At 70.9% G+C, this 6,578-nt stretch carries 7 protein-coding genes and 1 tRNA gene; 3 read left to right on the forward strand and 5 right to left on the reverse strand.

All coding sequences use genetic code 11. The features are described from left to right. Window positions 1-381: 381 nt before the first annotated feature. Window positions 382-458 (reverse strand) — tRNA-Ala (locus tag AC08OO_RS08760). A gap of 82 nt (window positions 459-540) precedes the next feature. Beyond that, a complete protein-coding gene (locus AC08OO_RS08765; RefSeq protein WP_476618400.1) occupies window positions 541-1,074 on the reverse strand; it encodes a hypothetical protein in 534 nt (177 codons plus the stop codon). Between the two features lie 891 nt (window positions 1,075-1,965). Between AC08OO_RS08765 and AC08OO_RS08770 the strand changes: the two genes are divergently transcribed. Beyond that, complete coding sequence (locus AC08OO_RS08770) at window positions 1,966-3,297, forward strand: phosphoribosyltransferase family protein (protein ID WP_476618401.1); 1,332 nt, start codon at window positions 1,966-1,968, stop codon at window positions 3,295-3,297. 36 nt (window positions 3,298-3,333) lie between these two features. Continuing rightward, complete coding sequence (locus AC08OO_RS08775; protein ID WP_476618402.1) at window positions 3,334-3,546, forward strand: DUF1918 domain-containing protein; 213 nt, start codon at window positions 3,334-3,336, stop codon at window positions 3,544-3,546. A 10-nt stretch (window positions 3,547-3,556) separates the two neighbouring features. On the opposite strand, the gene AC08OO_RS08780 is transcribed toward AC08OO_RS08775, so the two are convergent. The 3 genes from AC08OO_RS08780 to AC08OO_RS08790 all read right to left on the reverse strand — a co-directional run bounded on the left by AC08OO_RS08780 (window position 3,557) and on the right by AC08OO_RS08790 (window position 5,768). Beyond that, the gene (locus AC08OO_RS08780) at window positions 3,557-4,282 is read right to left on the reverse strand and encodes an ABC transporter ATP-binding protein (RefSeq protein ID WP_476607871.1); all 726 of its coding nucleotides are present in this window, start codon (window positions 4,280-4,282) and stop codon (window positions 3,557-3,559) included. A 50-nt stretch (window positions 4,283-4,332) separates the two neighbouring features. Then, window positions 4,333-5,169 (reverse strand): ABC transporter permease, encoded by an 837-nt coding sequence (locus AC08OO_RS08785; protein ID WP_476618403.1) that lies wholly within the window; start codon window positions 5,167-5,169, stop codon window positions 4,333-4,335. A 191-nt stretch (window positions 5,170-5,360) separates the two neighbouring features. Then, a complete protein-coding gene (locus tag AC08OO_RS08790) occupies window positions 5,361-5,768 on the reverse strand; it encodes a TOBE domain-containing protein (protein WP_476611433.1) in 408 nt (135 codons plus the stop codon). 254 nt (window positions 5,769-6,022) lie between these two features. Between AC08OO_RS08790 and AC08OO_RS08795 the strand changes: the two genes are divergently transcribed. Then, window positions 6,023-6,514, forward strand: coding sequence for an NUDIX hydrolase (locus AC08OO_RS08795; RefSeq protein ID WP_476611432.1), 492 nt, complete (start codon window positions 6,023-6,025; stop codon window positions 6,512-6,514). Window positions 6,515-6,578 lie beyond the last annotated feature (64 nt).

The raw sequence follows: 6,578 nt of genomic DNA on the forward strand, positions 1-6,578 counted from the left end.
GACTCTGCGAAGACAGCCACGCCCTCTACCGCACCGCCCCCGACACGATCAAACAGCAGCTCAACCAAGCCGTCTTCCACCGCTTCTGGATCCTCGGCCACACCCTCGGCGGCGCCGACCTCCACAGCCCCCTCGCGCAACTCCTCGCCACCGACCTCGACACTCGCCTCGCCCACGAAACCCACACCCTCCTTCGTGACGCCCAGAACCCCACAGACACGCCAGAACCCGACCAGGCAGACGATGACAGCGACACCCCACCCGAAACCCCCCACACGCCCACAGGACACATCCCCAGCCAGCGACCCCACGGACCACTACCCGCCGAAAAAGATCAACCCCAGTCGATCAACGTCGACCGGGGTTCGAACATGGCAACTCTGGTGGAGGTGAGGGGACTCGAACCCCTGGCCTCCTCCGTGCGAGGGAGGCGCTCTACCAGGCTGAGCTACACCCCCTGGAAGCATCTGAAGCTTACAGGACCGCGTAGCCCATGTGACGACCACCCGGTTCGGATGGATCGCCACCTCCGGTCGGCCGTCAGCTGATGCTGATGCTGATGCCCTCCTTGCCCCGAGCCCTCGATCGGGCGGCTGGCACGGCGACCTCCCGGGTGAGATCTGGCTGGATGCGGTCCGACAGGGCGAGGCCGGACCGCGCCCCGTCGGACCTCGCGACGGTGGCCATCAACCGGTCGAACAGGGGGGCCGCGGCGGCTGCCCGGAGCAGCCCCGCCTCATGGCCGCACCATCCCCACAGCCGAGCGCCGTCGATGACGAGCTCCTGGTCCGGCTCGGTGCTTCGGGGGAAGGCCAGCCGGGCGTCGGTCGGAACATCCGGCGTGCCGAGCTGGTGGTGCGTCCACAGCTGCAGGGACTCCTCCGGGCACCACGCCTTGTCGCGGACGGCTATCTGCCATACCGCCCGTCCGGGCCGGTACAGGGAGAGCCGGATCGCCCTTCCCCGGCAACGGAACAGCAGACCGACCCCGTCGGGACGAACACCTCGTACCTCGACGGGCACCGGGGAGCTCCCCGGGCAGACGAGGTATCCCTCGCTCCGCAACCGGGCCATCCACGACTCGAAGGTCACAGCGAACGCTGCCTTCCTGATAGTTCTCGATAGCTACACAGTGATTACGTGATGATTACGCAGTAGTTGCGCGGGTCTGGGAAGCCCCATCGGGGGATCGGCCGGTCGGGACCGGACCAGCCGCCGGGACCGGACCAGCCCGGCTGGCCCTGGCGACGCGGCCACAGGTGACCGGGGCGGGCAGCGGGCCGGCGTGCGACGGGAGAAGACGGAGACGGCGCGACCTGGCTCATCCGGCGGAGCGCACAGCTCAGCCGGTTATCCGGGGAGCGCACACGGAGCACTCCGGTGAACGAACCGGCCGGGGCAGGACGGGAGTCCGGGAATACGGATGATCGATAGCTGCTCCCATCGGAAGCAAAAAGATCATCCGTTCAGGTCTGGCGCCGAGCTCCGAGGCCCCTCGCGCCCAGAGCGGTCCCAGAATTACAGGACCGATGTGCTCGTCGCGCGTGCGGCGAGCCTCAGTGGACGCGAGGGCTGGGACAACACCGACAGCGCCCTGGACAACAGACCTCTCGCCACGCCCAGTGAGGGGCGGAGCCGGGCTGCCAACGGAGCGTCACGTCTTTATTATGCACGGCAGCCCGGCCGGGCGTCGGAGCGCAAGTGGCCGCCGGAGATCGGTTCAGGCCCATGCGGACACGGTGATTCCGGCTGTCCGGAGCGCCTCGACGATCTTCACGCCGCACGCCGCACGCCGCACGCCGCACGCCGCACGCCGCACGCCGTGTATCGCTCGGATCGGGGCAGGTGCCCCGAGACGGTGTGGGTCGGTATCCCGGCGACTACCGGGGAACGACAACCACAGGACGATGTCCGGTCCGGACGGCGAGCACGAGGAGTCCGCCCGGCCGGCACGAGGAGGTTGTCGTGATCTTCGATAATCGGGAGGAGGCCGGCCGGCAGCTCGGGCAGCGGCTGGCGCATCTACGCGGCCGTGATGTCGTTGTCGCCGGGCTGCCCCGCGGGGGCATTCCCGTCGCGTTCGAGGTGGCGCGGGCGCTGGAGGCCCCGCTGGACGTCATCCTCGTCCGCAAGCTCGGTGTCCCCTTCCAGCCTGAGCTCGCGATGGGGGCCATCGCCGAGGGTGGGGTGCGGGTCGTCAACGAGGAGGCCCGGCGGCTGGCCAACGTGGGGCCGGAGGAGTTCGCCGCGGTTCAGGCGCGCGAGTTGGTGGAGCTTGATCGTCGGGCCCGGCGGTTCCGGAACGGCCGGCCAAGGATCCCGCTCGCCGGGCGGACGGTGGTCGTGGTGGACGACGGGATCGCGACCGGATCGACGGCCTCTGCCGCGTGCCAGGTCGTGCGGGCCCAGGGAGCCACCCACGTGGTGCTGGCGACCCCCGTTGCCCCCCGTGACCGGATCGGCTGGCTGCGCCGGCAGGCAGACGAGGTGGTCTGCGTCCAGACGCCCGACGCCTTCTTCGGTATCGGCGAGTTCTACGCGGACTTCTCCCAGACACCGGACGAGGAGGTCGTCGACCTGCTGCGCCGGGCCGCGCTGACGATGCCGGTCGGCGGCGCGGTAGCCGACCCGTCCGGCGGCGACGTCGAGGTCGACATCCCCGTCGGTCGAGTGCGGCTCGCTGGTCGGCTCACCGTGCCCGACCAGTCCCGGGGAGTGGTCGTCTTCGCCCACGGCAGCGGCAGCAGTCGGCACAGCCCACGTAACCAGTTCGTGGCCCGCGACCTCAGTGCTGCAGCAGGGCTCGCGACCCTGCTGTTCGACCTGCTCACCCCGGACGAGGAGCGTGACCGGGCGAACGTGTTCGACATCAGGCTGCTTGCCCGGCGGCTGATCGATGTGACCGGTTGGCTGCGCGGCCAACCGGTCACGGCTGCCCTCCCCATTGGTTACTTCGGCGCCAGCACCGGCGCCGCCGCGGCGCTGCGGGCCGCAGCGGAAGGGGGGTTCCCCGTCGCGGCCGTCGTGTCGCGGGGCGGCCGACCGGACCTGGCCGCGGCGCAGCTGACCGCGGTACGTGCCCCGACGTTGCTCATCGTCGGTGCGCGGGACGATCTGGTCCTCGAGCTGAACCGGCAGGCCCAGGCCCGACTGCTGGGCTGCGAGAACCGGCTGGCGATCGTCCCGGGCGCCACGCACCTGTTCGCCGAGCCGGGTGCCCTGGAGCAGGCGGCCGCGCTCGCGCGTGACTGGTTCGTCGATCACCTGGCGTTGGCCGGCCATCCCGGTCGCGCCTGACCGGGTACTGACCCGCTCTCCGCGCGACGCCGGGCGATGCGTGCCCACCCGGGCGACACTCTGGTGGTCCACTGTCACACCACCCGGCAGCCGGATCGACTCGGCAAGATCTTCGAGGTGCGCTCGGCGGCTGGGGATCCGCCGTTTGCGGTCCGCTGGTCCGGCACGGGGCACGTCAGCTTCGTCTACCCGGGTCCGGATGCCGAGATCCGTCACCGCGACGAGGAGGCATGCGGCGGGGCCGGCTGAGCGGCCCGGATCAGGCCTGGTCGACGACCCGCCCCGCATCGAGGGCGAGGATGCGGTCGGCGAGAACCTCGGCGTCCGTGGGATCGTGCGTGACGATGAGCACCGGAGCCGCCAGCGTCGGTAGCACATTGTGCAGGAAGGACCTGACCTCGCGGCGGGTCGCGGTGTCGAGCGCGGCGAGCGGTTCGTCGAGCAGCAGCAGTCCGGGCCCTGGTGCCAGCGCCCGCGCGAGCGCCACCCGTTGCCCCTGGCCGCCGGACAGGGCATCCGGTCGCCGGTCGCCGAGATGGCCGATTCCGAACCGTTCCAGCCAGGTGTCCGCGGACGCCCGGGCGTGCCGCCGGCCCTGGCCGAGGCGGGCCCGCAGGCCGAAGGCGATGTTGTCGCGGGCCCGCAGGTGTGGGAACAGCAGGTAGTCCTGGAAGACCATGCCGACCGGCCGCTGTTCGGACGGGACGAAGCGGTGCTCGGCCGGGTCGTCGAGAACCTCGCCGGCGAGGGTGATCCGGCCCTCGTCGAGCGGGAGGAGGCCGGCCAGGGCCCGCAGCAGCGTGCTCTTGCCCGCCCCGCTGCGGCCGAGGACGGCGACCGTCTCCCCCCGCGCCACGCTGACCTCGACGTCGAGCACGAACTGGCCCCGTCGCACCGTCATCAGCGCGCTGAGCCCGCCTGACGCCGGATCCAGGCCGGGGGCGGAGGGCGCCGCCCGCGCCGAATCTCCGGTGACGGTGTTCACGGGGTGCCCTGTGTTCACGGGGTGCCCTGTGTTCACGGGGTGCCCTGTGTTCACGGGATGCTCCGCTCGAGCGCATCCGGGGCGCCGTCACGCGTTCCCCGGTTGCGTAAAATTCGCCGGGTGCCGGGGAACCACCGGCCCCGCAGTGCCACCAGAACCCCGACGCAGACCGCGAGCAGTACGAGTGACAGCGCGATGGCGGTGTCCGAGTCCGTCTCCAGCGCCAGGTAGACCGCGAGCGGCGTGGTCCGGGTGGTCCCGGGGAAGTTGCCGGCGAACGTGATCGTGGCCCCGAACTCGCCGAGGGCGCGGGCCCAGCACAGCGCCGCGCCGGCGGCCACCGCCGGCGCCGTCATCGGCATGGTGACTCGGCGAAACGTCATCCATGGCCCGGCGCCGAGGGTGGCGGCGGCGTCCTCGAACCGCCGATCGGCGCTGTTCAGCGCGCCCTCGACGGACACGACGAGGAACGGCATGGCCACGAAGGTCTGCGCGATCACCACGCCGACGCTGGTGAACGGGATGGTGATGCCGAACCAGCCATCGAGGTACTGGCCGACGATGCCGCGCCGACCCAGTACCAGAAGTAGGGCCACGCCGCCGACCACTGGCGGCAGCACGAGCGGGAGGGTGACCAGGGCGCGCAGCAGAGACCGGCCGGGAAAACGCGTGCGGGCCAGCAGCCAGGCTAGGGGGACACCGAACAGCAGCGACAGTGCGGTCGTGGCGGTGGCCGTCTCCACCGACAGGAGGAGGGCCTGCCGGACCGCGATCTCGGTGAGCAGATCGGGCAGGGCGGACCAGGGAGCGCGGACGAGCAGGCCGACGAGCGGCAGGAGCAGGAACAGGCCAGCGATCCCGGCCGGCACCAGCAGCGCCCAGGACATCCGGCGGCGCGTTTCCCGGCGAACCGTGCGGCGTGGATGTCCGCCGGTCCGCGGGTCACCCGGCCGGGGTGCCCGATCGCGCGGGCCGAACCGGCCGTGCGGGCCGACAGCCCGTTGCTCCGGCTGACCCCCTCGAAGGAGCGAACCGCCGCGGGTCGACACGGCGGGCAGGCCCTTCTCGCTGATCGGGGTCAACGATGCTCGGGAAGCTCGATGACGACGTTGGTCGACTTCACCGCGCCGACCGCGAGGACGCCAGCTTCCAGCCCGAGTTCGTCGGCGGCCTCCCGGCTCATGAGCGAGACCAGGCGATGCGGGCCGGCCTGGATCTCGACCTGGGCCATCACCGTGTCGCGCACCACGCGGGTGATAATCCCGGGGAAGCGGTTACGCGCGGATTCGGCGACGACCGGCATCTGGGCGGCGGTCTGTTCGGTCGCCAGATCCTTGGCGAATCCGGCCAGGGTGCCGCCTTCGATCGCCCGGCGGCCGGCGTCGTCCAGGACGGTTGGCAGTCGGCCGCTGTCCGCCCACCGGCGGATGGTGTCGTCGCTGACACCGAGCAGCGCGGCGGCCTCGCTGATCCGGAATCTCGGCATGGGGTGATCGTACCCGCATCTTCGGGAGAACTGCGACGCATGATCCGAAATTACGGATAAATTACAGAGAAATACCCGCTCCTGCGGGTCGGGCGGCGAGGTGGTCGGATTGACGGGACCGTGTCCTCGACCGACCCGATGCCGGCCGGATGACCGGTTGGCGCATCACGATCCGGTCCGGCGGGGCACGATGCGGAGGTTGCCCTTCTCGGCCCGACTCGTCCCCTGCCCGACTCGCCACTCCTGGAGCACCCGTGACACCGCTCGCTTCCAAACCGACCGCCACCGCCACCACGTCCTACGGTGACCCGGTCGCCGGCCCCGTGCGGATCAACGCGCGCGCGCTGCTCGTGGCGGGTGATCGGGTGCTGCTCGCCAACGAGCGTGGCCAGAAGTCGTTCCACTTGCCGGGAGGCCGGGTTGAGCCGGGGGAGACCGTGCAGGCGGCGCTGCGCCGGCTGCTGAACGAGCAGGCCGGTATCGAACTGGACTACCTGACGTTCGTGGGCGGCATCGAGAGCATCTCGATCGAACGCGGTGAGCGGACGGGGGTGCTCGACGTCCTCTTCGCCGCTGACCGGTCGTGGGGCGCCGACTTCGGGAGCAGGTTGAATGATCTCGACATCGTCTCGGTGTCCCTTGGGAGCCTGCTCGACCTGGAACTAAGGCCCGCCGACCTGCGCCGACTGGTCCCCGCCTGGCTCACTAACACCCGTCCGGCCTGGTACGGGTCGGCCAGCCGCTGACCGTAGGCGCGCATCCTCGCCTTCGCACGGTTGACCTCATCTCGACTTCAGGTTCTAGCGTTCT

The organism is Frankia sp. CeCAU1 (assembly GCF_977971845.1).